This is a genomic window from Vibrio gazogenes (assembly GCF_002196515.1).
Lineage (GTDB): Bacteria > Pseudomonadota > Gammaproteobacteria > Enterobacterales > Vibrionaceae > Vibrio > Vibrio gazogenes_A.
Genome location: NZ_CP018835.1, coordinates 2,983,454 through 3,010,092, shown reverse-complemented (window position 1 = coordinate 3,010,092; position 26,639 = coordinate 2,983,454). Strand labels below are relative to the sequence as shown.

Below are 26,639 nucleotides of genomic sequence, written 5' to 3'. Positions count from 1 at the left end.
CATTAGTTTTTTCGGTTCAGCTCATCAATCAAACGTTTTGCAGCCTGACGAATATCATCGTTTCCATCAACAATTGCTTCTTCCAACAATTTCACCGCACCTGCCTCATCATTCATTTCGATGTAAATCTTCGCAAGATCCAGCTTTCCTGCCGCTTCGGCATTGCTGTCGACATCAACATTCGTAATATCCCCGATGACATCCGGGAATTCATTTAACCCGACATCCAGCTTAAGGTCGACATCTTCAAAAGGATGATCATGCCCTTCAACTTGAGACATCAGTTCATCAATTGTTAAATGACGCGGCTGTTCAGGCTCGTTATAGAATAAGTCGTCCTGAACTTCCCAATCTTCCGAATCGGCCTGTGGTTCATGTGTTTGATTTTCACTTCGCCAAACATCAAGTTCCTCTTCCGGGACTTCATCAGGAATCGACGCTTGTTGTTCAGGAGAAAGCTTGAATCCATTCCAATCTTCTCCACCCATACTCAGCATCGACTCAAAATCCATCCCCGCGCTGGCAATCCGATCTTCATCTAGATTTGGCTCAAAGACATACTGCTCTGGCTCAGCGTTTTCATCCAACAACGCATCCAGCGCATCTTCATCAAGAGAATGTCTAGGGAAAGGCTTAAGACCCGCCTCTTCATCGACAAAATCAGAAGATTCAGTGGATAAATCAGTTTCTGGAGTCACATCTGATGTCATCTCGGAAATATCAGTCTCAGATGGCGATGGGTCGGCTTCACTCAGTGCCGCCGTTTCATCGAATTCTGGTAATGCTTCATCATCGATAAAGTCGGATAAATCATCAGTCTCTAGTGGCTCAGAGGCTAACTCATCTGTGTCAACAGGCGATGGGTCGGCTTCACTCAGTGCCGCCGTTTCATCGAATTCGGGTAATGCCTCATCATCGATAAAGTCGGATAAATCATCAGTCTCCGGTGGCTCAGAGGCTAACTCATCTGTGTCAACGGGCGACGCATCGGCTTCACTCAGTGCCGCTGTTTCATCGAATTCTGGTAACGCATCATCATCGATAAAGTCGGATAAATCATCACTCTCCGGTGGCTCAGAGGCTAACTCATCTGTGTCAACGGGCGACGCATCGGCTTCACTCAGTGCCGCTGTTTCATCGAATTCGGGTAATGCCTCATCATCGATAAATTCCGATAAATCATCAGTCTCCGGTGGCTCAGAGGCTAACTCATCTGTGTCAACGGGCGACGCATCGGCTTCACTCAGTGCCGCCGTTTCGTCGAATTCAGGTAATGCCTCATCATCGATAAAGTCGGATAGGTCATCAGCCTCCGGTGGCTCAGAGGCTAACTCATCTGTGTCAACAGGCGATGGGTCTGATTCACTCAGTGCCGCTGTTTCATCGAATTCGGGTAATGCTTCATCATCGATAAAGTCCGATAAATCATCGCTCTCCGGTGGCTCCGCTGCGGCTTCAGCTTGCGTCGCTTCCGGCTCAATGGCTTGCTCTGTGTCGATATCCGCTTCAGGAGCATGAGCCTCTTCAATGACAGGCGTCTCTGCGGGGGATTCTGGCACTTCACTTGACTGGTCGACGGCGGAATCAATCTCAGAGGTTACATCTGAGTCACTCTGCTCAGGAGCGTCTGTATCAACTGGCGGTGCATCAAATTCATCCAGAGCCGTCGTTTCATCAAATTCTGGTAACGCATCATCATCGATAAAGTCGGATAAATCATCAGTCTCTAGTGGCTCAGAGGCTAACACATCTGTGTCAACAGGCGATGGGTCGGCTTCACTCAGTGCCGCTGTTTCATCGAATTCTGGTAATGCTTCATCATCGATAAAGTCGGATAAATCATCAGTCTCCGGTGGCTCAGAGGCTAACTCATCTGTGTCAACGGGCGACGCATCGGCTTCACTCAGTGCCGCTGTTTCATCGAATTCGGGTAATGCCTCATCATCGATAACGTCGGATAGGTCATCGCTCTCCGGTGGCTCCGCTGCGACTTCAGCTTGCGTCGCTTCCGGCTCAATGGCTTGCTCTGTGTCGATATCCGCTTCAGGAGCATGATCCGCTTCAATGACAGGCGTCTCTGCGGTGTATTCTGGCACTTCACTTGACTGATCGACGGCGGAATCAATCTCAGAGGTTACATCTGAGTCACTTAGCTCAGGAGCGTCTGTATCAACTGGCGGTGCATCAAATTCATCCAGAGCCGTCGTTTCATCAAATTCTGGTAACGCATCATCATCGATAACGTCGGATAGGTCATCGCTCTCCGGTGGCTCCGCTGCGGCTTCAGCTTGCGTCGCTTCCGGCTCAATGGCTTGCTCTGTGTCGATATCCGCTTCAGGAGCATGATCCGCTTCAATGACAGGCGTCTCTGCGGGGTATTCTGGCACTTCACTTGACTGGTCGACGGCGGAATCAACCTCAGAGGTTACATCTGAGTCACTTAGCTCAGGAGCGTCTGTATCAACTGGCGGTGCATCAAATTCATCCAGAGCCGTCGTTTCATCGAAATCAGAGAGCTCATCCCCAACACCAATCTCATCATCGTCCGGTGTCGATGCAGAAGATAGTTCTCCCTCTTCATCAATATCCCAATCTGTATCTTGCGGCACCCCAAACTCATTCGCCGTAACGGATTCATCTTCATCAACCTGTTCACTGCCTTCAATTTCAGGATTAAAATCAAAGTCGTTCGTGTCCTCTTCCGATGACTCGCCAGAGGTAGGAGCTTCAAAATCGACTTCCTCTAAGAGCGGGTCTTTATCTGGTGCGGAACTAATCAGATCATCAATAAAACCTTCACGGTTAAAATCATCATCTTCTTCGATACTGTGCTGTTCAATTTCTAGTAATTCATCAAATAACTCAGTTCCATCATCAATCGGGGTTGTCACTTCTTCATCGAGATCGGCATCAGTTTCCAAGTCTTGATCAAGGTCGAGCGTTTCAAAATCAAATAGATCGTCATCACTCTCATCAGCTTCATCTGCTAAGTCAAAGCCACCGAGATCTTCTAACTCTTTATCCCAATTAAGCTCGTCGTCGGTGTCATCCGATTCATCCAGTAACTCATCCAGCAACGCGGTCGTTTCATCTGTAATCGTTTCTGATTCATCTTCGGATGTGTCAAATGCACCAGTATCAAATGCTTCATCTAAGAATGAATCATCCTGACTATTTGCTTCTAATTGCTCCAGATCGGCCTGTTGCTCAATACTGTCAAATAAAGCATCCAGCTCGCTATCAGAAGCCACCCCTACATCGCCTAGATCGAACTCATCCTCTTGCTCTTCTGCCAACAAATCATCGAGCATGGATTGATCAAGCTCTGTCGTATCCAAATCATCGTCAAGCGAGTCACCATCGAGTAACGTCTCAATTTCATCTTGAGACATCCCGACTTGATCGCCACTAGAAAGGTCGAAATCTTCGTCTTCAGCTTGTTCTTCCTCATCCGCCCCTAGAGACGCATCCTCAAGCGCACGCTCCATTTCTTCCAGACCGACCGCTTTATCTTCGCTGTTGACGCTAATACCATTTGCACTCGCAGAGAAATCACTGTCGAGATCCGTATCAACTAAGTCACCATCATCATCGATGCTGGCAAACAGATCTTCCTCACTCTCATCCCCCAAATCCAAATCAAGATCGACATCATCGAGTTCAGCAAAGACATCATCAACATCAGCTTCGTCCTGAGCTTCATGCTCTTCTGCTTCAGGGTCGGTCGTGCTAAAGAGATCATCGTCAAGTGACAGGTCATCAAGTTCATCATCGTGATCACCGACTTCGCCTGCATCCCCGCCGATACTAATCGGTTTATCACTTACATCCTTCGTTTCAGTTGCTGTGTCAGATGATGTATCCGATGTTTTTCTCCGGCCGAGCAACCACATGACCAGTAAAGCGATCAATAATCCGGGAATAAGCGCAAGTGCACCGACTGTCCATCCATTTGACAATAGTTTGTCGAGTGATGTCGGTGCCATCCGCTCAGCTTCCGCACGTTTTCTGCGTTCTTCAGCTAGCAATTTTTCAACTTCAGTACGAACTTTATTTTCATCGCCCAGTTCACTCTTCAGATCACTCACTTCTGACTGCACTTTTGACAACATGAGTGTTAAACGGTGATTTTTCTCTTCAAGAGCCAGAATTTCTGAATCTGTACCGGTCGCATCTGATGATGAAAATGACAGCACACTCTGAGGTGCTTCAGTCTGAGTTGGCTGTTCTGACGGGATGATTTTGTCTGTCGCCGGACTCACTTGCTGCGTATTGCCCTGTTGCTGCGTGGGCTTCGTGTCCGGCTGTGCTGCCGGTGGCGTGTCTGCTTTGACAGATGTCGGCTTCACGGTGCGTGCGCTTGCCGCTGACGACGAACTGGTTGTTGCGAGACGGCTTGCCTGATCTAACCGTTGCTGATGAGCCTGCATGACTCGTGTCGCTTCTTCAGTTGTGACATTCCGAATCTGAGCGAGAGATGGAATACGTAACCGACTTCCCGGAATTAAGCTGTGAATATTTTGCAGTTCAAATGATTCAGGGTTTAACTGATAGAGAGCAAGTAGTGTTTGCTGAACAGTGACTTGATTTGATGGTCTGAGTTTTGAGGCAATCGACCATAATGTTTCTGTTGCGGAAGTGGGGCCATAAAATTTTGAAGGCTCATTATTTGATTGCGCGGCAGAAGACCTCACCACTTCACTATATTGGGGTGATGACTGCACCTGACCTGTTGGCCCAAGCAGACGAATACCTTCTGCATGAATAAGAGAAACCTGACCCACGGCTGCTATTACACATGGTAACAACAGACGTTTTAAAAATTGACGCATATAAAGCTCAGCTATGTGCTTAGGTAATAGTAAATTCAATAATCTGTTAAATATATCGGATTACACCAGCAAAACTATAGGTTATCCGGAAAAAAACTGTTTTCCCTACAATAATTGCGCGCATCTCACACATTTTCCACTTTCTGATTCACCATGGGTTCCCCGTTCGTGCTCAAATGACATGAAACAGAAGCAATTGAAGTCGTCACAACGGTATGATTTGAACCGTAAAAAAGCCAGCAGATTGCTGGCTTTTTCTTATTCATCAAAGGGTATCAGACTGCCTCAATCTTCGCCCAAGTGTCTCTTAAACCGACAGTACGGTTAAAAACCAATGATTCGGCTGAAGAGTCACGATTATCGGCACAAAAATAACCGATTCGCTCAAACTGATAACCAAACTCTGGTTGAGCTGACACCAAACTCGCTTCCACAAAACCTTGCTGGCGAATCAGAGAATCAGGATTCAGAACTTGTGTGAAATCCTCTTCTGCCGCAGGGTTCGCAACCGAGAAGAGCCGATCATACAACCGAAATTCGGCGGGAGCACCTTGACTTACAGAAACCCAGTGAATAACACCTTTGACTTTTCGTCCATCGGCTGGGTTTTTCCCCAAGGTATCGGCATCATAAGTACAATAAATCGTAGTAATTTCACCGGCACTGTCTTTTTCAACCCGCTCAGCTTTAATCACATAAGCACCACGTAAACGGACTTCTTTGCCAAGAACAAGACGCTTATATTTCTTATTTGCTTCTTCACGGAAATCTTCACGTTCAATCCAAATTTCCCGACTGAAGGCAACTTGGCGACTCCCCATTTCAGGCTTGTTCGGATGGTTGGCAACGTCCAGCATCTCCACAGCGTCAGCGTCAAAATTTTCAATCACAACTTTCACGGGATCGAGCACAGCCATGGCTCTGGGCGCATTTTCATTCAAGTCGTCACGAATACAAGATTCCAAAGAACTAAATTCAATCATATTGTCTTGTTTCGTCACGCCGATGCGTTTACAGAATTCACGAATCGATGTCGGTGTAAACCCACGACGACGCAAACCAGAAATCGTTGGCATCCGCGGATCATCCCACCCGGAAACGAATTTCTCAGCTACTAATTGATTCAGCTTCCGTTTCGACATCACTGTATATTCAAGATTTAGACGACTGAATTCATATTGTCTCGGATGACAAGGAATCGTGATGTTATCCAAGACCCAATCATACAAACGTCGGTTGTCTTGAAACTCCAAGGTACACAGGGAGTGAGTAATGCCTTCCAATGCATCCGAAATACAGTGAGTAAAGTCGTACATTGGATAGATACACCATTGATCACCGGTCTGGTGATGCTCAGCAAAACGGACTCGGTATAAAACCGGATCACGTAAAACCATAAAAGAAGAAGCCATATCGATTTTGGCACGTAAACAGGCTTCACCTTCCTGAAACCCACCTGTGCGCATTTTTTCAAATAACGCGAGGTTTTCTTCTACACCGCGATCACGATAAGGGCTTTCTTTTCCCGGATGATTCAAAGTTCCCCGGTACTCACGGATTTGCTCTGGCGTCAGCTCTTCAACATAAGCCAGGCCTTTCTCAATTAATTCAATGGCATAATGATATAATTGATCAAAATAATTGGATGAATAGCACACCTCACCAGCCCATTGAAAACCTAACCAGTTGACGTCTTTCTTAATCGACTCAACATATTCAATGTTCTCTTTCTCTGGGTTTGTATCATCAAAACGTAAGTTACACTGGCCCTGATAATCCTGAGCAATACCGAAATTCAAACAGATTGACTTAGCATGTCCGATATGAATATAGCCGTTCGGCTCTGGTGGGAATCGGGTATGCACACTGGTATGTTTGCCTTCCGCCAAGTCTTTATCAATAATTTGACGGATAAAGTTCGATGGACGAGCCTCAGCTTCACTCATCTATAACACCTCAATAATTTTGTATTCTCAGGACTGTGACTCATCTGTGTTTGAATGCAGACAAGTACACCACGCATAATTTTGCTGTTAGGGTATAAAAATTAACACCCCTAATGATCCACAATTCTTCGTGATTACACAATATGATTCCGGGATAATCTTAAGATTATTTCCTGAGATCGATCATTTTAAATCGATAAAGCGGTATTTTCGGTTTTTGACTCTGGATACAGAGTAAGAAGTCCAATGACCATTCGCATACGGTCAATATTGCGAAAAAGTAGACGGAGATGGCAAAAGATTAGTGACCAATGCCACAGCTCCCGCAGCTTCGACTGGAGAGGACTTTATTTTTAGCGATAAGGCAGTATATTACCGTTTTGGCAGGAGATTCTCTCAGACAATGAACTGCCTTGAACACCAGCCATCATCGTACGAATAAACTCAATGAATATACCGTCGTCTGTCGGTATAGAGAAAAAGTACCATAGACATCACGCAACCAAATCGACACAATAAACACCGTGAGTGTGTGGTTAGGCTATCATCGACCAAAATTTTTACAATCCGATGACAAGATTAAAAAACGGGCAATACGAGCAGCATAAGCAATGAATGATACGCAAAAAGGTAATGTAGATTTAGTCAAACAACTTAATAGTGCCGCTGTGTATCGGCTCATCGATCAACAGGGCCCTATTTCTCGCATTCAGGTTGCAGATATCAGTCAGTTAGCACCTGCCAGTGTCACTAAAATCACCCGTCAACTATTGGAAAAAGGCCTGATTAAAGAAGTCGCACAGCAGGCATCGACAGGCGGACGCCGGGCCATCTCTCTTGAAACTGAAGTGCTTCCTTTTCATTCTGTCGCTGTCAGGTTAGGCCGCGATTACATTCAGATCAGTCTTTATGATCTGGGCGGAAATGAAATTGTTTCCGATTATCATGAATTTCAATATCTGCACCAAAAAGAACTCATTGAAGGGTTAATTCATTACATTCGTCACTTCATCCGAGAGAAACAAACTTATATTCAGCAATTGATTGCGATTGGTGTCGTTCTCCCCGGTCTGGTTAACCCGGAAACTGGCGTGGTTGAATATATGCACAATGTCGATGTTGATGAACTCGCGATGGGAGATATCATCAGGAATCACTTTGGTGTCGAATGTTTTATCGGCAACGATATCCGCGGGCTTGCCCTCGCAGAACACTATTTCGGCTCAAGTCAGGACTGTCAGGATTCGATTTTAATCAGTGTCGGGCGAGGAACTGGGGCGGGGATGATTGTCAATGGTCGAATTTTTCTCGGGTTTAACCGAAATGTCGGAGAAATTGGGCATATTCAGATCGATCCATTGGGAGCACAGTGTCAATGCGGTAACTTCGGATGCTTGGAAACGGTAGCCTCCAACCCAGCAATCGTTCAACGGGTCAGACAGTTTCTTGACCAAGGCTATCAGTCAACACTTGCTGAATTGGAGCAGATTACAATTAACGATATTTGTGATCATGCCAATCGGGGGGATGAACTGGCGCGCCAAACTTTGATAAAAGTGGGTGATCATTTAGGTAAGGCTGTCGCGATTACAGTCAACTTGTTTAATCCGCAAAAAATCATCATCGCAGGTGATATTACAATGGCACAAGATTTGATCTTTCCGGCTATCGAACGCAATGTACAGAATCAATCGCTGAAAGCATTCCATAAAAACCTTCCCATTGTGGCTTCGCAGGTTTATAAACAACCACCGATTGCTGCATTTGCCATGATTAAGCGGGCAATGCTGAATGGGGTTTTACTCCAAAAACTTCTCGAAGAGTAAGCACAATATTCATCGATCTAGGTAACCAATCTGGTTTGGTTACCTTGTTCTGTCCCCATCCCAATAGGTTGCCATCTGAACCAATCGAATACCACTGAACAAATAACAATCAAAATCCATTTAATTTTAAAAAATATCTAATGAAAATACACTTGAATTAAATGAAATTCACATCAATTCCACTTTTAATAAAAACCCATACAACCAAGGGTTGTCTTTTCTAGAAAAAGTGGCACATTAACATTCAAAGCAAAAAATCATAAGGGAATGAGTATGTGTTCTATATTTGGCATCTTAGATATAAAAAGCGATGCATCGAAGCTACGTCCACTGGCATTGGAAATGTCCAAAAAACTTCGTCACCGTGGTCCGGACTGGTCTGGGATTTATACATCAGATCATGCAATTCTGGCGCATGAAAGACTGGCTATCGTGGGCCTGAACAGTGGCGCTCAGCCAATCTACAGCCCGAATAAAAAACATATACTCGCCGTCAACGGTGAAATCTATAACCACAAAGAAATCAGAGCCCGTTACGAAGATAAATATGACTTCCAGACCGATTCAGATTGTGAAGTCATTCTGGCACTTTATCAGGATATGGGTGCCGATTTACTCGAAGAGCTCAATGGCATCTTCGCTTTCATCCTGTACGATGAGGAAAAGGACCAGTATTTAGTCGGTCGTGATCATATTGGTATTATTCCGCTCTATCAGGGTTTTGATGAGCATGGAAACTACTATGTTGCCTCAGAAATGAAAGCATTGGTTCCGGTTTGTAAAACCATCAGTGAATTCCCTCCGGGTTGTTATTACGGTTCATCCGATCAAGAACCGGTCCGCTACTATATGCGAGATTGGAACGACTATAGTGCCGTTGAAGAGAGTGTGACAGATAAAGAGCAACTGACACAAGCTTTGGAAGCAGCAGTCAAACGCCAGCTCATGACCGACGTTCCTTATGGCGTATTGCTGTCTGGTGGGCTGGATTCATCCATCACTTCCGCAATCGCGAAACGCTTCGCGGCAATGCGAATTGAAGACGATGAGCAGTCAGCAGCGTGGTGGCCCCAGTTGCACTCATTTGCAATTGGTTTAGAAGGCGCTCCGGATCTCAAAGCTGCCCGGGAAGTTGCGGATAAAATCGGTACAGTTCACCATGAGATGACCTATACCATTCAAGAAGGTCTGGATGCTATCCGTGATGTGATTTACCACATTGAAACATACGATGTCACAACCATTCGGGCATCAACACCGATGTTTTTGATGGGACGAAAAATCAAAGCAATGGGCATCAAAATGGTACTTTCCGGTGAAGGCGCAGATGAAATTTTCGGGGGATACCTTTATTTCCACAAAGCACCGAACGCACGTGAATTCCATGAAGAAACTGTCCGCAAACTACTGGCGCTGAACATGTTTGACTGTGCGCGGGCCAACAAATCTCTAGCAGCGTGGGGTGTTGAAGGACGCGTTCCATTCTTGGATAAAGAATTTATTGATGTTGCGATGCGTTTAAACCCGAAAGATAAGATGTGTGGTAACGGAAAAATGGAAAAACACATCTTGCGTGAATGTTTTGAGCACTATCTGCCAGATTCAATCGCTTGGCGGCAGAAAGAACAGTTTTCAGATGGTGTCGGCTACGGCTGGATTGATACCCTTAAATCAGTCGCAGAAGAAAAGGTCACCGATCAACAGATGGAAACAGCACAGTTCCGCTTCCCTTACAATACACCGACCACCAAAGAAGGTTATGTATACCGGGAAATTTTTGAAGAACTCTTCCCACTCGAATCCGCAGCAAAATGTGTTCCGGGTGGCCCGTCTGTTGCCTGTTCATCGGCAAAAGCAATTGAATGGGACGAATCATTTAAAAACTGTATTGACCCATCCGGACGCGCGGTCAAAAACGTTCACCAGGAAGCTTACTGAGTTTCGATTTTCAATCAGTCGCCACAAAAAACAGCAGGAGAAATCCTGCTGTTTTTTATGGTAATCGTCATGACACTTTGCCAATCTAAACAATCAAATCGGCCTAAGACAGCTCCAGATCTCGATTATCAAAGCTCATTGCAACGGTCTGACTAATCATCTTCACCAACATGATCGAGCGCGTCTCTCCGTCCGATTCCTGATAAATCGCATCAATTCCGGCAAACTGCCCCCCTTTCACCCGAATGACCTGCCCACGCTGTGGCATACTCTGCTGAAGAGACTGAGGGTTGGATTCTAATATTTTCAAGTGTTCGACCAACGCTGCACTCACTTCTTTAGGATGCTGACCGAAACGGATGAAGTCAGCCACTCCTCTCGTCGAACGGACTGACACAAAACTGGGACCGATCTCATAGTCAAAACAAACAAACATATAAGAAGGAAACAGTGGCTCAAGTAAGGTTTGCTTTTTCCCCCGAAAAATCTTCTCGACTTTAATCTCTGGGTAATAGCATTCAACCCCCTGATTTTCCAAATGGCATTTGGCCCGCTGTTGTTCTCCGCGCTTACAATACAGTAAATACCATTGTTTCATATCCTAACAACCTTTTTGATCCCCCATATATAAACCCTAGCAACAGTTTTAATGAAGGTACATGAATAAACAATTATTCATGTTCGTTTGTTGAATGTTTCACCAGTTCAGCGAATAAAGACACATAGGTATCTGAATCGTTCAGACAACCGATAAAATTATAGACTTCACCACCAGCTTGTAGAAAAGTCTCTTTGCCCTCTTGCGCGATTTCTTCCAAAGTTTCCAGACAATCCACAGAGAATGCCGGAGAAATGATATCCAGCTTCTTGACCCCATTCTGAGGGAGATTTTCTAAGGTCTTATCGGTATATGGTTGCAACCACTCTTCTCTGCCGAAGCGAGACTGATAAGTCGTACCGATTTGGTGAGTCTCTAGCCCCAACTCAGCGGCAAGTAACCGAGTCGTCTCAACGCAATGCTGTGGATAGATATCTCCGTTATCTGCGTATCGCTGTGGAATACCATGATAAGAACAGAGCAGATAATCTCCCCGACCATGATTTTCCCAAGAATGCCGGACTTGCTCGGCCAATGCTTGAATATAGAGGGGATGCTGATAATGATCACGAATGATATGAAGTTCAGGGACAACGGTAAAAGACTTCAACGCATCGGCCACGGCATCATAAACCGCAGCGGTGGTTGTGCCTGAATATTGGGGATAAAGCGGTAATATGGTGACAGACTCAACCTGCTGTGCCATTAAACGTTGCAATCCATCCCGAACACTTGGCTGACCATAGGTCATCCCAATCTCCACCGGCATATCAAGCAATTTTGCTAATTTGTCACGCTGACGCATTGAGTACACCATCAATGGAGAACCACCATCCATCCAGATCTGCTGGTATAAACGAGCAACTTTAGGCGCACGAATGGGTAAAATCACACCATGTAATAATGGACGCCAGACCCAAGGAGAAAGATCAATAACACGCGAGTCAGAAAGGAACTCAGCCAAAAACGCTTTCACCGCAGCAGGTGTTGCTGCTGCTGGTGTTCCCAGATTAACTAACAATACACCCTGTTTTTTTGCTTGATACATCACGTCAGATTTCACCTATTCAGTAAAATAATCTTCAAAAATGCTATGAGTTACACTCTATCACGATTTTAAGTGAGAGCAGCGGCTGAATAAAAAAATCCAGAGCCTAAAAGACTCTGGATTTGAATTCGGTCAAAATATCCCGTTATCGATGGCTATCAGTCATCGATCAATGAGGGGTTATCCTAATGCTTTTTCAATATCAGCACTGACTTCAGCAACCTGTTTCGTCCCATCCAATTTCAGATACTGGGTCTTGCCTGCTGCTGCTTCTTTGCTGTAGTACTCAATCAGTGGTGCTGTCTGTTCATGGTACACCGCCAGACGTGAACGAACCGTTTCTTCTTTGTCGTCATCACGAATCACAAGCGCTTCGCCCGTGACATCATCTTTACCTTCAACTTTCGGTGGATTGTATACCACATGATAAGTCCGTCCAGACGGTAAATGAGCACGACGACCAGCCATACGCTCAACAATCACTTTATCCGCCACATCGAACTCGATCACATAATCGATTTCAATACCCATTTCTTTCAGACCATCCGCTTGAGGAATTGTCCGAGGAAAACCATCCAGCAAGAAGCCTTTCTCACAATCAGGCTGAGCAATTCGTTCTTGAATCAATCCCAGAATAATATCATCAGAAACTAACTGACCAGCATCGATAACGGCTTTGGCTTGCTTACCCAATTCAGTGCCGGCTTTAATTGCAGCACGAAGCATGTCACCAGTAGAAATCTGTGGAATACCATATTTCTCCATAATGAACTGAGCTTGTGTTCCTTTACCTGCACCTGGAGCACCCAGAAGAATGATGCGCATGTTTAATCCTCTTTAGAAAATGATGAATTATACCGAAACTCACTGCATTCACGTTGCCACGGAAAGTTTCGGTATAAGCGTGTTATTCAAGTCATCAGACCATTCAATAGGCGAGCAAAATACACGCCTTCCCTAAGACATTCAAGTCTGGGATTCTACCATAAGGATTTGTTTCTCAACCTCAGGTACGACTAAAGATGAATAGATATCTGACGTTCTGTGACAAACATGATATAAAATATCAATGGTTTTCATGTGGTTACATGAACACAAAAAAATAAGCCCGCACAGCGGGCTTACTGTATACCCAAAAACTTATTGGACCTTCGTCAAGAGTCGGTTAACCGCACTCAAGAATTGAGCAGGATCTTCCATTGAACCTCTTTCTGCCAGCATCGCCTGACCTAACAGAATTTCAACCCAACGGCCAAACTGCTCTTCATCCGGCTCATCCGCCATTTTCTTAACCAGATCATGTTCAGGATTTAACTCCAGAATATATTTCACTTCCGGTGCTGCCTGACCCGCAGCTTCTAATAACTTCGCCATTTGTGTCCCGATCTCATAATCATCGGTCACAACAACGGCTGGTGTCGAGGCAAGTTTAAATGTGGTACGAACTTCCTTAACGCGCTCACCAAGATAAGATTGCGTTCTTTCGACGACTGTTTTAAACGCTTCCTCAGTCTCTTTATGTTTTTCTTTCTCGGCTTCGTCCTCGAACTGGCTCAAATCAAGTCCGGCTTTGGTGATGGATTGGAACTGCTTGCCATCGAACTCGGTGAGATAGTTCATGAGCCATTCATCAATGCGGTCATACATCAGAACGACTTCAATACCTTTAGACTTGAATTGTTCTAAGTGAGGACTATTCTTCGCTGCCGCATAGCTGTCCGCCGTCAGATAGTAGATTTTATCCTGACCTTCTTTCATGCGTTCAACATATGCTTTCAGCCCGACATTCTGCTCGGAACTGTCAGTGTGTGTTGAGGCAAATCGCAGCAACCCAGCAATCTTCTCACGGTTTGAAAAGTCTTCAGCAGGACCTTCTTTCATGACCAGACCAAACTCTTTCCAGAATGTCTGATATTTTTCTTCATCGCTGGACATCCGCTCCAGCATCGATAACACGCGCTTGGTACATGCATTGCGAAGTGACTGAGTCACTTTGTTATCCTGCAAAATTTCACGAGATACGTTCAACGGTAAGTCATTTGAATCAATCAAGCCGCGAACAAACCGTAGATAAGAAGGCATAAACTGGGAAGCATCATCCATAATGAACACACGCTGCACATAAAGTTTCAGACCACTTTTATGATCACGGTTCATCATGTCCCACGGTGCTTTAGAAGGGATATACAACAGACTTGTATAATCATTTTTCCCTTCGACTTTATTGTGGCTCCAGACTAATGGATCGGTAAAGTCATGAGAAACATGTTTGTAAAACGCTTTGTACTCTTCCTCACTGATTTCAGACTTAGGCTGTGTCCATAGAGCTTCTGCCTTATTGACTTTTTCCCACTCAGTCTCCCCGGTTTCCTTACCCTCTTCGTCGGTTTTGACGGTTTGAATATAAACAGGAATCCCAATATGATCAGAATACTTGGAAACCAGCTCTTTCAAGCGCCATTCAGATAAGAACTCTTCACCCTCTTCACGTAAGTGCAGGATAATATCGGTACCACGACTCTCTTTATGAATCGTTTCCAGCGTATATTCTCCTTCACCTTGAGAGTGCCATAAAACCCCTTCATCAGCGGAAAGGTTGGCATCACGAGTCCGGACAGTCACTGCATCAGCGACAATAAAAGCAGAATAGAAGCCGACACCAAACTGGCCAATTAGCTGTGAATCTTTGACCTGATCATCAGATAGCTTGGCAAAAAACTCTTTTGTACCAGATTTAGCAATCGTCCCGAGGTTATCGATCACGCTGTCCCGACTCATACCAATACCATTGTCTGAGATCGTTAATGTCTTCGCTTCTTTATCGAAAGACAAACGAACGGCAAGGTCAGCATCTCCTTGGTATAGCTCTGAATCTGATAGCGCCTGAAAGCGTAATTTATCAGCCGCATCAGATGCATTGGAGATCAACTCCCGTAAAAATATCTCTTTATTCGAATAGAGAGAATGAATCATCAGATTCAGCAATTGCTTTACTTCTGACTGAAAACCACGAGTTTCTTTGTTGTTCGTAATCGTTTCGCTCATACTAGCTCCATGACTTAATGCATTCATACCGATTCATAAGGTATACAAATATTCTTACTTGCTAGTAAAATATGGGTCATGAAAGTGAATTCAAGGTTAGACAATCTAAAAACAGTGTTTTTTTCTAAAAATTTTATTATCCTGTGCTCAAGAAATCTCAATATATCTAAATGGCATCAAGAAAGCTTAACTCGCCCTTAACTCAGACATTGAGATAATCACAGAACCAATCGTCAGTATTCAATACATAAAAAGAAGACATTGATGAATACCATAAGCTCAAAGTTCATTCTGGCTGAACGCTTTACCTTCGTTCCCAACAATAACTCGTTGGTCGATAAAGAAAATGATAATGAGACTATCCGGCTAGGGAGTAACGAAAGTAGAATTTTATTGATGCTTGCCCAGCATCCCAATGAGGTCATTCGTCGTAATGAGCTCCATGATTTTGTGTGGCGTAAACAAGGTTTTGAAGTCGACGATTCAAGTCTCACTCAAGCGATTTCAACACTAAGAAAAATGCTCAATGACTCCACCAAGTCACCGCGCTACATCAAAACGGTTCCCAAGCGAGGCTACCAGCTAATCGCAAGTGTAGAGCCGCTTCCGACCGTAAATCCGAACGCATCAGATAAAGATGAGTCTCCGGAACAATCGGAGGAACTGCTGCCACTTCAGGAAGATGCATTGGTCGAGTCAACACATAACACTGCCACAGAATCGGAAAACAATTCGCTCGATATCGTTTCCGATCAGCAGGCAATACCGATGACGCAAGCGACCACTCAAAAAATGAGTTGGAAAACCAAGCTGAGTTACCTGCTCGCATTTATTTTACCAATCATCGCTGTTATGTATAACGGCCCGACTCACTCTCAGTTTCGTAATTTAACTGTCATTGATGATATTCCGATTAAAACGCTAAAAAGCCATCCTGAGTTAACTTCATGGCTGCCGTCCATTGAGATCTGCGTGAAAAAATACCGGGCTGCGCATTCGATGGATACGCCACCGAGTCAGATTATTGCAACCAATGGCCAAGACAACAAAATGATACTGAACTATATCTACCCAATAGAACACAGTGACAAAAATGCCACCTTGAATATTGTTGTCAATCAAGAGGATCTCACGAAGGTATGCCAGTGAAAAAGATGAACCAACGCATTGCGACGCTCACGCTACTTGCATCCATTGCTTTAAGTGCTTGGCTATACTGGGGAAGTGATCTGAAACTCAAACAAGTGCTGACATCAAGTGAATGGCAGTCCAAAGTCGTCACCCTGATCGAAAGTAAAAATGAAGTCGCCTCGGTTGGCCCGCTTCGTCGGGTTGATGTACTCTCGAATGTCAAATATCTTCCCAACAAAACATATATCCGTGTCTCCGTGATTCAGTTATATGCCAATGGGAAAGAGCCTGAGAGTAAAATAGATATCTCAGAAACCGGTACTTGGGAACTCAGTGAAAACTATTTACTGATCTCTCCGACCGAATTTAAAGATGTTTCTTCCAGCGAGAGTAAAGATTTTACGCCGAAGCAATTAAATCTGATCAAACAATTTTTTAAAATGGATGCCCAACAAAGCAGACGCGTTGATGTCATTGACAGTAAGACACTGCTGTTGACCAGTTTGAATCACGATTCAACCATCCTCTTTAAAAACTAACGCTCTTGTCTGTTGCAGCGAAGGGGCTTGATTAAACCAGCCCCTGAATATACCCAGCGAATATCATAGAATGAACATTCACGGGACTCGTCAGCAACAAGGAAACGCAGTCAAAAGATAATTGTGTTTGTTTTTGCTTTTTTTAGATGAATTTTTATTGCTCACATTCATCAAATTTATCCCTATTTGAGATTGATATTCGTGCAAAAAATTAATATTCGTATTTTCTACTGCCGTCAATGTAATTGGATGTTGCGCGCTTCTTGGTTAGCACAAGAGCTACTTCATACATTCAGTGAAGAGATCGAGCAAGTTTCGCTCTGTCCGGATACTGGCGGGCGTTTCGAGATTTTCTGTAATGATATTCAGATTTGGGAACGTCAGAAAGATCAGGGCTTTCCCGACGCCAAGACGCTAAAGCAACGCGTTCGGGATGTGTTCGATCCCGAACGCAATTTAGGTCATATTGATCGATAAACGGCTCTGTGGGCAGTCTCATGCCCAGTGAGCCTCGTCTTACTCAAGATCGTCTTCTTCAAGCATTCCATTGACAACAATATTATTGTAGCTAACCATACCGATCACTTTACCCTGTTCAATCACAGGCGCTCGGCTGATACCAAACCGCTCAAATAAACGAGCACAATATTTAACCTTCATATCAGGATTCACAGACAATGCTGGTTTGGTCATGATCTCATAAATATTCGTCCGCTTTGATGAACGGTTACTGGCAAGCACTTTTTTGGCAATGTCATTCATCAGCACAATGCCGAATTCATCATCCTCTTGGCGTTTATTGACAATCAACGCTTTGATCTGCTGCTGTTTCGCTATTCGAATCGCTTCATAGACAGTCATCAAACCATCAACAAGAGCATAGGTCTCGGTCATCACATCACGGACTCTCACGCTATCATGTCTATTCATAATTCGTCCTCAACGTATTTGGTTAACTTTTCAACCTGATGAGAGATGCCAACGACATCTTCAATATCAATTTGAAAGGCGATTCCCTGCCCCGACTCCGTTTCAAACTCTCCGACTTCGTTAATGGTTTCCAGAATTTGACGAGACAAATGCTCTTCAACGACAAAGAGCACCATATCCTTCTGTACCTCCAATGTCAGACCAAAGAAGGTGGTTTTCTGATTGAGTCCTTCACCTCTGGCATTATTGATCACAGTCGCACCTGTCGCTCCTGCTTGTCTGGCGGCATCTAATACTTTGTCTGTTTTGCTATCTTCAACAAAGGCAACGATTAATTTAAAGCGCATTGTCTTTTTTCTCCATCAGAGAGCGTCTACGGTTCAACCATTGCGTCACTTGCGCATATCCCATCACAGATATCATGGGGAAAAGGCTAGCGAATGCGATTAAACCAAATCCATCGATCAACGGACTCCGCCCCGGAACCGTTGATGCGAGTCCTAACCCCAGCGCCGTCACAACGGGTACAGTGACCGTTGATGTGGTAACACCGCCAGAATCATAAGCTAAAGGCACGATCATTTTTGGGGCATAAAATGTCTGAATCACGACCAGCAAATAACCAATAATGATGTAATAGTGCAACGGATCACCCACGACAATACGGTAACTCCCCAACGTAATACCAAATGCCACACCTAAAGCGACTGCAACCCTCAAACCATTCACACCAATCGAACCGCCTGACACTTTATTGGCTTTAATCGCAACGGCAATCAAAGACGGTTCAGCAATCGTCGTACTAAACCCGATACAAAATGCAAACAGATAAACCCAATAGTAATTGATCCAATGGTACAGTTCTGCATCATTCAAACGGACTTGTGCAAGAAATGAGGGCGCGGTCAACTGCTGTGCCATCATTTCTCCCAGCGGAAACAAGGCAGCATCTAACCCCATCAAGAAAAGAGATAATCCCAGAATGACGTATCCGAACCCAAGAATCACATGGGGTAGACGGGCAACTGGCTTACGCAATATGACCAACTGGAATACAAATAAAATGATCGCAATCGGTAAAACATCCAAGATCGTGGTCCATAAAACCTGCAAGAAATGAGTCATGGTTATCATGCTATCGTCATCCCATAAATCATCACAAAAATCATTGGGAGCAACGATGCAAATGCGATCAATCCAAACCCATCCACCATCGGATTACGCCCTTTAATCGAAGAAGCCAATCCAACCCCTAACGCAGTGACTAAAGGAACCGTGATCGTCGACGTTGTCACACCACCTGAATCATAAGCAATTCCGATAATGGTTTCAGGTGCGAAAATAGTCAGGATCATGACACACGTGTAACCACAGATAATCATCAAATGAATCGACCACCCCTTCAGGATTCTCAAGACCCCTAAAACGATAGCAAGCCCAACGGACAAGGCCACGGTTAATCGTAATCCTATGGTGTAGTTGTTCATCGATTGCGCAGTCATCTCTATCACACCACCCGACGCTGCGACCTTTGCAGCTTCAGCAGCAACCGCGGTCAATGCGGGCTCTGCAATCGTGGTTCCAAACCCCAAACAAAAAGCGAACCCCAATAATCCCAATAAACTCCCTTTCTTGGCTAATGCCTGAGCCATACTTTCACCGATCGGAAACAACCCCATTTCCAGACCAAAAATAAAAAACGTCAAGCCGAGAACAACGAATAACAATCCACCCAAAATTGAAATCAAATCCGGAAGAGGTTGTTGCAAAATGATTAACTGGAAAAATGCAATAACCAAAATTATCGGGAGTAGATCTTTAAAACTTCCCAGCATTACTCTGAGTAACGCGATGAATGCTTTCATGTCTCCTCACTTGAGCCAGACTGACAAACCCGCTCCGAGAGGGAAAAGGTCTTTGTGGCAAGTATCTTCGACGACCTGCATCGTATGGAACAACTTGATTATATGATGACAGATCTATCCAATATTGCGTGTGACTTCGCTAAATTCATCGACTAAAACCAAGAATCAATCACAAAAATATAACACGAACACCGCCTTGGCTGCGTGTCTCTACTTTCTAAAATCATTTATGATTATTCTGTATGTAATGAATTAAACCAACGGATAGAATCACCTCAAACCATTACAAGTACATTCAAACAACATGAAATGGATAGGATATGAAAATACTGATTACCGGCGGTTCGGGACTCATCGGCAGTGAGTTAATCAAGCAGCTTATCACCCATGAACATGAAATTGTTGTGTTGACGCGTTCAGAGAAACAAACTCGGGGAAAGCTCAATCATCTCAACCATTATCCACTTGAATTAATCACCAGCTTAGACAGCCTCCATGACCTCAATCATTTCGATGCTGTGATTAACCTCGCTGGGGAACCCATTGCTGATCGGCGATGGACAGAGATGCAGAAACAAATCATTTGTCAGAGTCGCTGGCAAATCACGGAAAAAATTGTTGAACTCATTCATGCCAGTTCATCCCCGCCATCCGTGTTCATCAGTGGCTCAGCTGTCGGCTTCTACGGCGATCAACAGGATCATCCGATTGATGAAAGCCTGCAAATTCAAAGTAATGAGTTCTCTCACTCAGTGTGTGTCACTTGGGAAAATATCGCCAAAAAAGCCGAGTCTGAAAATACCCGGGTGTGTTTACTCAGAACAGGGGTCGTTCTATCAGCAGACGGTGGTGCATTACCAAAAATGCTGCTGCCCTATCGGTTCGGTTGCGGGGGCCCGATAGGCTCAGGCAATCAATATCTGCCTTGGATTCATATTCAGGATATGGTTCAGGGAATCCTCTTTTTATTAGCAACCACCTATGCTCACGGGCCATTCAACCTCTGTGCCCCCCATCCGGTTCCGAACAAAATTTTTAGTAAAACACTGGCAAAAACACTACACAGACCACATCTAATGTTTGTACCCGTATGGGCAATTCGGCTGCTCATGGGCGAATCAGCAGCACTGCTTCTTGATAGCACTCGCGCGAAGCCGAAAAAATTAACAGAACTCGGATTTAAATTTCAGTACTCTCATCTGGAACCTGCACTCAAACAGATTTTGCAGACATTGCCATAACATCAACCGATGATGTGGCAATGGCTGCATACCCACGAGGAAATTATGTCTAAAACAATACTCATTACCGGATGCTCATCGGGTATCGGCTACGTCACTGCTCATGCTTTACATAAAAAAGGCTATCAAGTCATTGCCTCATGCAGAGATATTGCAGATGTACAACGGCTTCAAAATGAAGGTCTGACAACGATTCATCTCGATGTAACCAATCCAACGAGCATTGACGCTGCGATTAAAGAAGTGATGACACTAACCAATCACCGCCTCGATGCGCTGTTCAATAACGGCGCTTACGGTCAACCCGGTGCGCTGGAAGATCTCCCCACTCAGGCAATGAGAGAACAGTTCGAAACCAATTTTTTTGGATGGCACGATCTAACCACCAAACTGCTACCACAGTTTCGCCGCCAAGGTCATGGCAGGATCATTCAGAATAGTTCGGTTCTGGGATTTGCTGCGATGAAATATCGTGGTGCCTATAATGCCTCAAAATTTGCGATCGAAGGCTGGACTGATACGCTGCGTCTCGAACTCAAACAAACTGACATTCATATCAGTATCCTTGAGCCCGGACCAATCGAGACACAATTTCGCGAAAATGCACTGGCGGTATTCTTACGTTGGGTGACACCGCAAAACAGTATTCATGCCCAAGCGTATCAACAACAGATTGAGCGCCTGAGTCAAGAAAAGTCTAACAATCGGTTCTCATTACCACCGGAAGACTGTCTGCCTGCGATTTTTCATGCCTTAGAAAGCCCGACCCCCAGAATCCGATATCGAATTACCAGACCCACACAAGTTTTTGCCGTACTTAAACGTCTGCTGCCAACCCGTTTGCTTGACAACATCCTCAATAAAGCCGCTTAGAACACGGCGCAGATCATATCGCGACGGGCTGTCATGATTATTTCATAATCACCTTCTAATATGCTTATTGTTCTCGACCGAGAATGCCACATCTTCTGGAATCGGTAAAAATGAGTCTCAATCAGCTAAACTGGCTAAGTATTTGCGTTGTTGTAATGTTTCTGATCATATTTTAACTACACTTGTCCGGTAGAAAACAATCCTGACACATCAGGGATCAGCGCTAACTGACATAGATTTATCAATGGATATAGTCGGTTTTACTTGATTTTTAACAACCCGCCCACACTTATATGCTATTGCCCATTGAATTCAGGAAGTTCACCGTATGCACACACCACTTCACGTTGATGTCACCCAAGAAAATATCCGAGAGCTATTAGAGGGTTCTTTTTCTGCACCGATCCTATTTTATTTTTGGGCACCGATGGACGAATCCAGTGCTGCACTGATCCAACCGTTGCAAGGATTAGCACAAAAATATCAGGGCGCTTTTACACTCGCTTTACTGAATTGTCAGGAAGAGCAAGCCATCGCGGCACAGTTTGGTATTCAGTCAATTCCAACCCTGGCGCTTTTCTCTCAAGGACGTCCTGTGGATGGATTGGGTGGTCCACAAAGCATTGAGTCAGTGACCGCCATGCTTGAGAAACATCTTCCCAGCCAAGACGAAATGAATTTGCAACAAGCACTGGCGATGATAGAGCAGCAAGAATATGTTCAGGCGCTGACTTTATTACAAGCACTCCCTGAAACGCTGCAAAATAAAGGTGAAGTAAAACTTGCCTTAGCCAATTGCCTATTGGAAACCCAGCAGTTTGAAGCGGCTGAAGCGCTCTTACAACATATTCCTTTAGAATTTCAGGATAACGAGTTCAAGAGCCTGCTCGCTAAATTGGAATTGCATCATCAAGCCGCCAATAGCCCGGAAATTGTTGCACTAGAAGAGGCATTGCAACGTTCGCCACAAGATATGAAACTCGCCTGTGAATTGGCCGCACAATACCATCAGGTTCAGAGAGATGAAGAAGCACTGGCACTACTCTGGTCATTTTTGAGCACCGATCTCAATGCCCATGACGGGGAGATGAAAAAAATATTTATGGATATTCTAAGTGCGTTGGGACAAGGGAATCCATTAGCAAGTCAGTACCGTCGTAAACTCTATTCTCTACTCTACTGATTTCACGCAGCTGATCGGTGAGTAACCATCAGTCATCATACTCATGGTTCCCGATGAGAGGACTGCCCCTTTAAATCATCAATAATGGGGCAGTCGCTGTTATCATCACCGGGACATTCAGCAATCCATTGTTCTAACTGAGACTGAATCAGCTGCAACTCATTCAGCTTACGCGTGACTTGCGTCAATTTCTTTCGCGCTTCAGCTTTCACCGCACAACTTTTACGACTCGGATCATTTGCTAAATGAACCAGTAATTTGCATTCCTCAAGATTAAAACCAACCCGTTTTGCCCGGGCAATCAAGAGTAAATCATCAATATGTGACTGCTGATAGACCCGATAGCCATTGTCCCCACGCAAAGGTGGCGACAATATACCCTTCTCTTCATAAAGACGGATTGATTTAGCTGTCAAGCCAGTCAACTTTGACACTTCACTGATATTCACCAAGACCTCCCGATGCCGTAGCATTCAATCAACAAGATGTGTATTGACGTGCTCAGGAAAGTGATGCGATCAAAGCCATCAGATCTTGTTCCGATTGCACCTCGACGCCGAGATCCTGAGCTTTGGTCAGTTTAGAGCCCGCGTTGTCACCGGCAAATAACACATCCGTATTTTTAGACACACTCCCCGTGACCTTTGCGCCCATCGCTTCAAGAGCTGCTTTGGCATCCTGACGTGATAACTCGGTCAGCGTACCGGTCAAGACCACCGTTTTCCCAGCCAGCGGTAAAGCTTCCGGCGCTTCAGCGGCAACCATGTCTGGCCACGTAATTCCCATCGACAACAAATCATCAACAACATCTTGATTTTTCTCTTCCGAGAAGAAAGCAATGATATGACTCGCAACAATCGAACCTATATCGTTCACTTCAATCAGCGCCTCATGCGTCGCATGGCGGACATTTTCCAACGTGAGGAAATATCGCGCTAAATTATTGGCTGTCGCCTCCCCGACTTCCCGAATACCAAGTGAATATAAAAAGCGAGGCAAGGTGGTTGACTTCGATTGTTGTAACGCTTGCACCACATTTTGTGCCGATTTAGGCCCCATCCGGTCAAGCACAGTTAATTGGCCCGCAGAGAGACGGTATAAATCAGCCGGTGTTTTGATCATTTCTTTATCCACCAGCTGTTCAATCACTTTATCTCCCAAGCCATCGACATCCATCGCCTTACGAGAGACGAAATGCTTCAGCGCTTCTTTTCGCTGCGCCTGACACACCAAACCACCGGTACAGCGTGTAACGGCTTCCCCTTCTATCCGCTCAACATCAGAATGGCAAATCGGACACTGTGACGGAAAAATAATCTCCTGAGTATCCTCAGGTCGCTGTTCTAACACAACAGAAACAATTTGCGGAATGACGTCACCAGCACGACGAATCACCACCGTATCCTTGATACGAACACCTAACCGGGCGATTTCATCTGCATTATGTAATGTGGCATTACTCACCGTCACACCACCGACAAACACCGGCTCCAGTTTTGCAACAGGTGTAATCGCCCCCGTTCTGCCGACCTGAAATTCAACATCTTTCAAACGGGTCATTTCTTCTTGGGCAGGAAACTTGTAGGCGATGGCCCAACGTGGCGCTTTTGAGATAAATCCGAGCTGTTCCTGCAGCGCCAGATCATCAACCTTAATGACCACGCCATCAATCTCATAAGCCAGATTATCTCGACGTTGTAATATGTCCTGATAATACATCTTCACCATATCCAGATTCGCCACCTGGCTGGTTTCAGGACACATCGGCAGTCCCCACTGCTTTAACTGTGCCAGACGTTGATAATGTGAAGATGCCAGTGTTGCCCCTTCAATCACACCAATACCATAAGCGTAGAAACTGAGCGGGCGTTTTGCTGTAATTCGTGAGTCAAGCTGCCTCAAGCTACCCGCTGCAGCATTCCTCGGGTTAACAAACGTTTTTTCACCTTTCTTGATGGCAGCATCATTAAGTGCTTCAAATCCGGCTTTGGGCATAAAGACCTCGCCCCGAACTTCAATGCGAACCGGCCAGTCATTTCCTCTGAGTTTTAATGGAATAGCGCGAATCGTTTTCACATTTTCGGTAATATTTTCTCCGGTGGTACCATCACCACGCGTTGCCGCTCGGACTAAGACGCCATTCTCATAAAGCAAGCTGACGGCCAGACCGTCCAATTTGGGTTCACAACAGAACAAAGCAACACGTTGTCCGGCTAAACGCTCATTGATGCGCCGCGAAAAGCTGTCCAGCTCTTGATCGTCAAAAGCATTATCTAACGACAGCATCGGAATCTCATGTTGGACCGTTTCAAAACCATCAAGCGGCATCCCACCGACACGCTGTGACGGAGAATCCGGCGCAATGAACTCGGGATTTGCTGCTTCCAACGCGATCAGTTCTCTCATCAGACGATCATATTCTGCATCAGGAATCGATGGATTATCTTCAACGTAATATAAGATAGAGTGATGGTGGAGCGTGTCCCGCAATTCTTGAATTTTTTGTTCTATGGTCTGCATGTTTTACTTCTCGGATTCATGAAAAAAGGCTCCATGCCGGAGCCTCCTCACCAGATACCTAAACAATTGAGTCAAGCTGTTGTTTGGGTATCTCTATGACAATTAAACAGCTTGGGCTTTAAAGGCCTGAATCTGACGCCGATAATCGGCAAGTTTGTCCGGTGTCATCAACAAACGTTGATCATCAAGGACATTCCCCCCTAAATCATCGGCAATTTGCTGCGCTGTTTTCAGCATTAACTTAAAATTCTGTTCTGGGTCACCGTAACAAGGCAACGTCATAAAAAATGAAATGCCTTTGGTGGTAAATTCGTTCGGATCATCATGTTTCAACGTACCGGGTTGCATGATATTGGCAACACTAAACAATACTCTGCCCGTTCCTGATAAATCAGCATGTCGATGGTAAATATCCATTTCACCGTAGAGCAAGCCGTTCTGTTGCAAGCTATCAAATAGCTTGGTGCCAACAAAAGACTCGCTGCCAGCGCAGTGTACATTGAGCACAATGACTTGATAATCCGGCTCATCACTACCACTGTCGGTTTGTTGTGCTGATTCGGCTTGTTGAATATCTTCATCTTGTGCAACGGGTTGGTCTATATTCGAATCAACATCAATGCCAGACTCGTTTTCAGCTTCAATATCAGCGATGGTCTGATGTTCCAAATCATATGACCGCTTCTCTTCTTCAGGCACATATCCAGCAAATAGTGGATCGACTCTATCATGATGCGTGTCGTCATCCATGAATGGGTCAGTCGTGTTATCGTCCAGTGAAAAGTCCGGCTCCTTACGGGATTTTTTATGCTCACGCTCCTGTGGAAAAGCTCGGGTATTTTTTATAGATGATGCTTCTTCCTCTATTCTGCCTAATGGCTTATCTCCAAATTTCGATTTACTCTCTTTCCGGCTGGTCCACAGCCCATGAAAAAGTAATGCGGCGATGGCGAGTGCGCCAACGATGATGAGTACGAATCGCAATTCTTGCATCTTTAACTCTCAGTCTTCCCGATAACTTGCTTCTGAACAGAATCGCTTAAGTAAGTGTCATGCTCAGAGATTCTCTCCACTGATCCACACACTTTAGCAAAAGTCACCCCTACATTTGAACAAATTAATGT

The 26,639-nt window shown here is 44.8% G+C and carries 21 protein-coding genes; 8 read left to right on the top strand and 13 right to left on the bottom strand.

Features of this window, described 5'->3' with window-relative positions:
* Positions 1-2 precede the first annotated feature (2 nt).
* A complete protein-coding gene (locus tag BSQ33_RS13760; RefSeq protein WP_088134322.1) occupies positions 3-4,832 on the bottom strand; it encodes a FimV/HubP family polar landmark protein in 4,830 nt (1,609 codons plus the stop codon).
* Between the two features lie 275 nt (positions 4,833-5,107).
* Positions 5,108-6,778 carry a glutamine--tRNA ligase gene (glnS, locus tag BSQ33_RS13755; protein ID WP_088134321.1) on the bottom strand — a complete coding sequence of 557 codons (1,671 nt, stop codon included), beginning with the start codon at positions 6,776-6,778 and terminating at the stop codon, positions 5,108-5,110.
* A 611-nt stretch (positions 6,779-7,389) separates the two neighbouring features.
* On the opposite strand from glnS, the gene nagC reads away from it, so the two are divergent.
* Together nagC and asnB are read left to right on the top strand one after the other, a co-directional pair.
* Positions 7,390-8,604 carry a DNA-binding transcriptional regulator NagC gene (gene nagC, locus BSQ33_RS13750; protein WP_021019464.1) on the top strand — a complete coding sequence of 405 codons (1,215 nt, stop codon included), beginning with the start codon at positions 7,390-7,392 and terminating at the stop codon, positions 8,602-8,604.
* 273 nt (positions 8,605-8,877) lie between these two features.
* A complete protein-coding gene (gene asnB / locus BSQ33_RS13745; RefSeq protein WP_088134320.1) occupies positions 8,878-10,542 on the top strand; it encodes an asparagine synthase B in 1,665 nt (554 codons plus the stop codon).
* Positions 10,543-10,645: 103 nt separating this feature from the next.
* Here asnB and rfaH read toward each other — a convergent pair whose 3' ends face one another.
* The 4 genes from rfaH to htpG form a co-directional block, all read right to left on the bottom strand.
* A complete protein-coding gene (gene rfaH / locus BSQ33_RS13740; RefSeq protein WP_021019462.1) occupies positions 10,646-11,140 on the bottom strand; it encodes a transcription/translation regulatory transformer protein RfaH in 495 nt (164 codons plus the stop codon).
* Positions 11,141-11,213: 73 nt separating this feature from the next.
* A complete protein-coding gene (hemH, locus tag BSQ33_RS13735) occupies positions 11,214-12,188 on the bottom strand; it encodes a ferrochelatase (RefSeq protein WP_088134319.1) in 975 nt (324 codons plus the stop codon).
* Between the two features lie 180 nt (positions 12,189-12,368).
* Positions 12,369-13,013 carry an adenylate kinase gene (gene adk / locus BSQ33_RS13730; protein WP_088134318.1) on the bottom strand — a complete coding sequence of 215 codons (645 nt, stop codon included), beginning with the start codon at positions 13,011-13,013 and terminating at the stop codon, positions 12,369-12,371.
* Between the two features lie 315 nt (positions 13,014-13,328).
* Entirely contained in the window at positions 13,329-15,233 is a 1,905-nt protein-coding gene (htpG, locus tag BSQ33_RS13725; protein ID WP_021019459.1) for a molecular chaperone HtpG, read from the bottom strand.
* Positions 15,234-15,497: 264 nt separating this feature from the next.
* Between htpG and BSQ33_RS13720 the strand changes: the two genes are divergently transcribed.
* The 3 genes from BSQ33_RS13720 to BSQ33_RS13710 all read left to right on the top strand — a co-directional run bounded on the left by BSQ33_RS13720 (position 15,498) and on the right by BSQ33_RS13710 (position 17,380).
* On the top strand, positions 15,498-16,382 hold the full coding sequence (locus BSQ33_RS13720; protein WP_021019458.1) for a transcriptional regulator: 885 nt from the start codon (positions 15,498-15,500) through the stop codon (positions 16,380-16,382).
* 5 nt (positions 16,383-16,387) lie between these two features.
* The gene (locus BSQ33_RS13715; RefSeq protein WP_027694056.1) at positions 16,388-16,903 is read left to right on the top strand and encodes a regulatory protein ToxS; all 516 of its coding nucleotides are present in this window, start codon (positions 16,388-16,390) and stop codon (positions 16,901-16,903) included.
* Between the two features lie 249 nt (positions 16,904-17,152).
* Positions 17,153-17,380 carry a SelT/SelW/SelH family protein gene (locus tag BSQ33_RS13710; RefSeq protein WP_232471981.1) on the top strand — a complete coding sequence of 76 codons (228 nt, stop codon included), beginning with the start codon at positions 17,153-17,155 and terminating at the stop codon, positions 17,378-17,380.
* Between the two features lie 39 nt (positions 17,381-17,419).
* On the opposite strand, the gene BSQ33_RS13705 is transcribed toward BSQ33_RS13710, so the two are convergent.
* Genes BSQ33_RS13705 through BSQ33_RS13690 form a run of 4 tightly spaced genes read right to left on the bottom strand, consistent with a single transcriptional unit; the run spans position 17,420 to position 19,698 of the window.
* Positions 17,420-17,833 carry a CBS domain-containing protein gene (locus tag BSQ33_RS13705; RefSeq protein ID WP_021019455.1) on the bottom strand — a complete coding sequence of 138 codons (414 nt, stop codon included), beginning with the start codon at positions 17,831-17,833 and terminating at the stop codon, positions 17,420-17,422.
* Complete coding sequence (locus tag BSQ33_RS13700; protein WP_021019454.1) at positions 17,830-18,180, bottom strand: P-II family nitrogen regulator; 351 nt, start codon at positions 18,178-18,180, stop codon at positions 17,830-17,832. The genes BSQ33_RS13705 and BSQ33_RS13700 overlap by 4 nt, the downstream gene beginning before the upstream one ends.
* Positions 18,170-18,967, bottom strand: coding sequence for a DUF1538 domain-containing protein (locus BSQ33_RS13695; protein WP_021019453.1), 798 nt, complete (start codon positions 18,965-18,967; stop codon positions 18,170-18,172). Before BSQ33_RS13695 ends, BSQ33_RS13700 begins: the two co-directional genes overlap by 11 nt.
* Positions 18,964-19,698, bottom strand: a complete 735-nt coding sequence (locus BSQ33_RS13690) for a DUF1538 domain-containing protein (protein WP_088134317.1) — start codon at positions 19,696-19,698, stop codon at positions 18,964-18,966. Before BSQ33_RS13690 ends, BSQ33_RS13695 begins: the two co-directional genes overlap by 4 nt.
* Positions 19,699-20,018: 320 nt before the next feature.
* Here BSQ33_RS13690 and BSQ33_RS13685 point away from each other — a divergent pair, with 320 nt between their 5' ends.
* The 3 genes from BSQ33_RS13685 (at position 20,019) to BSQ33_RS13675 (ending at position 22,995) form a co-directional block, all read left to right on the top strand.
* Positions 20,019-20,939, top strand: coding sequence for a TIGR01777 family oxidoreductase (locus tag BSQ33_RS13685; RefSeq protein ID WP_088134316.1), 921 nt, complete (start codon positions 20,019-20,021; stop codon positions 20,937-20,939).
* A gap of 45 nt (positions 20,940-20,984) precedes the next feature.
* Positions 20,985-21,812 carry an SDR family oxidoreductase gene (locus BSQ33_RS13680; protein ID WP_088134315.1) on the top strand — a complete coding sequence of 276 codons (828 nt, stop codon included), beginning with the start codon at positions 20,985-20,987 and terminating at the stop codon, positions 21,810-21,812.
* 328 nt (positions 21,813-22,140) lie between these two features.
* Positions 22,141-22,995, top strand: a complete 855-nt coding sequence (locus BSQ33_RS13675) for a co-chaperone YbbN (protein WP_021019449.1) — start codon at positions 22,141-22,143, stop codon at positions 22,993-22,995.
* A gap of 41 nt (positions 22,996-23,036) precedes the next feature.
* Here BSQ33_RS13675 and cueR read toward each other — a convergent pair whose 3' ends face one another.
* The 3 genes from cueR to zipA all read right to left on the bottom strand — a co-directional run bounded on the left by cueR (position 23,037) and on the right by zipA (position 26,508).
* Complete coding sequence (gene cueR, locus BSQ33_RS13670) at positions 23,037-23,444, bottom strand: Cu(I)-responsive transcriptional regulator (protein WP_088134314.1); 408 nt, start codon at positions 23,442-23,444, stop codon at positions 23,037-23,039.
* Between the two features lie 52 nt (positions 23,445-23,496).
* Positions 23,497-25,515 (bottom strand): NAD-dependent DNA ligase LigA, encoded by a 2,019-nt coding sequence (gene ligA / locus BSQ33_RS13665; protein WP_088134313.1) that lies wholly within the window; start codon positions 25,513-25,515, stop codon positions 23,497-23,499.
* Positions 25,516-25,617: 102 nt separating this feature from the next.
* Complete coding sequence (gene zipA, locus BSQ33_RS13660) at positions 25,618-26,508, bottom strand: cell division protein ZipA (protein ID WP_021019446.1); 891 nt, start codon at positions 26,506-26,508, stop codon at positions 25,618-25,620.
* Positions 26,509-26,639: the final 131 nt, after the last annotated feature.

Coding starts and splice junctions, on each gene's coding strand:
- BSQ33_RS13760 (WP_088134322.1), bottom strand. CDS start 4,832: ATGCGTCAATTTTTAAAACGTCTGTTGTTACCATGTGTAATAGCAGCC.
- glnS (WP_088134321.1), bottom strand. CDS start 6,778: ATGAGTGAAGCTGAGGCTCGTCCATCGAACTTTATCCGTCAAATTATT.
- nagC (WP_021019464.1), top strand. CDS start 7,390: ATGAATGATACGCAAAAAGGTAATGTAGATTTAGTCAAACAACTTAAT.
- asnB (WP_088134320.1), top strand. CDS start 8,878: ATGTGTTCTATATTTGGCATCTTAGATATAAAAAGCGATGCATCGAAG.
- rfaH (WP_021019462.1), bottom strand. CDS start 11,140: ATGAAACAATGGTATTTACTGTATTGTAAGCGCGGAGAACAACAGCGG.
- hemH (WP_088134319.1), bottom strand. CDS start 12,188: ATGTATCAAGCAAAAAAACAGGGTGTATTGTTAGTTAATCTGGGAACA.
- adk (WP_088134318.1), bottom strand. CDS start 13,013: ATGCGCATCATTCTTCTGGGTGCTCCAGGTGCAGGTAAAGGAACACAA.
- htpG (WP_021019459.1), bottom strand. CDS start 15,233: ATGAGCGAAACGATTACGAACAACAAAGAAACTCGTGGTTTTCAGTCA.
- BSQ33_RS13720 (WP_021019458.1), top strand. CDS start 15,498: ATGAATACCATAAGCTCAAAGTTCATTCTGGCTGAACGCTTTACCTTC.
- BSQ33_RS13715 (WP_027694056.1), top strand. CDS start 16,388: ATGAACCAACGCATTGCGACGCTCACGCTACTTGCATCCATTGCTTTA.
- BSQ33_RS13710 (WP_232471981.1), top strand. CDS start 17,153: ATGTTGCGCGCTTCTTGGTTAGCACAAGAGCTACTTCATACATTCAGT.
- BSQ33_RS13705 (WP_021019455.1), bottom strand. CDS start 17,833: ATGAATAGACATGATAGCGTGAGAGTCCGTGATGTGATGACCGAGACC.
- BSQ33_RS13700 (WP_021019454.1), bottom strand. CDS start 18,180: ATGCGCTTTAAATTAATCGTTGCCTTTGTTGAAGATAGCAAAACAGAC.
- BSQ33_RS13695 (WP_021019453.1), bottom strand. CDS start 18,967: ATGATAACCATGACTCATTTCTTGCAGGTTTTATGGACCACGATCTTG.
- BSQ33_RS13690 (WP_088134317.1), bottom strand. CDS start 19,698: ATGAAAGCATTCATCGCGTTACTCAGAGTAATGCTGGGAAGTTTTAAA.
- BSQ33_RS13685 (WP_088134316.1), top strand. CDS start 20,019: ATGAAAATACTGATTACCGGCGGTTCGGGACTCATCGGCAGTGAGTTA.
- BSQ33_RS13680 (WP_088134315.1), top strand. CDS start 20,985: ATGTCTAAAACAATACTCATTACCGGATGCTCATCGGGTATCGGCTAC.
- BSQ33_RS13675 (WP_021019449.1), top strand. CDS start 22,141: ATGCACACACCACTTCACGTTGATGTCACCCAAGAAAATATCCGAGAG.
- ligA (WP_088134313.1), bottom strand. CDS start 25,515: ATGCAGACCATAGAACAAAAAATTCAAGAATTGCGGGACACGCTCCAC.
- zipA (WP_021019446.1), bottom strand. CDS start 26,508: ATGCAAGAATTGCGATTCGTACTCATCATCGTTGGCGCACTCGCCATC.